The sequence below is a fragment of the Micrococcus sp. iso_26 genome, assembly GCF_056172975.1.
Window position 1 is genome coordinate 1 of the sequence record NZ_JBWBTV010000032.1, and the last position, 526, is coordinate 526.

General features: G+C 74.7%; 1 protein-coding gene. It reads right to left on the reverse strand.

Annotated elements, in window-relative coordinates:
- Nucleotides 1-145: 145 nt before the first annotated feature.
- Nucleotides 146-526: hypothetical protein (locus tag AC0VX0_RS12420; RefSeq protein WP_475452221.1), on the reverse strand; the 381-nt coding region annotated here is incomplete at its 5' end.

The following is a 526-nucleotide window of genomic DNA, read 5'->3' on the forward strand; positions in this document are numbered from 1 at the left end:
CGGTCCGCGCCCGTCGCCGTACCCACCCGCGCTCGCGGACAGGGGACCGACGTGCGGCGGCGGGCCAGCGAGCGCCGGCGGCGCTGCAGCTGCCCTGCCATCTCCACGACACGTCCCCCGCGTCGCCGCGACACCGGCGGAGCGCTCAGCCGAAAACGCCGCCGAAAGCCATGGCGGTGGCGGTCTCCACGACCCCGGTGACCGCCGAGCCCAGGGCCGCACTGCCCACGCTGGTGGCCAGGCGCCGCAGGCGGCTGGCCTTCTCGGCCACAGGTCCGGCGGCGGGCCGCTCTTCCTGAAGCGCTTGCTGGAGATCGTCGATGGCCTCGGTCAGCTCCTCCTCCCCCTCCTTCTCTGCCATCGCGCGCAGGTCCGCGAGCGCTCGAGAGAGGTCTTCGACGGTGCTCTGGGCGTGGGCGCCCTCGCCGACGGCCACGGGCCCGGACGGCGCATGGACGTGGGTGATGTACTGCACGCCCAGGTGATCGCTCAGGGCCGCGTCGACCGCGGTGCGGCTGGGCAACTC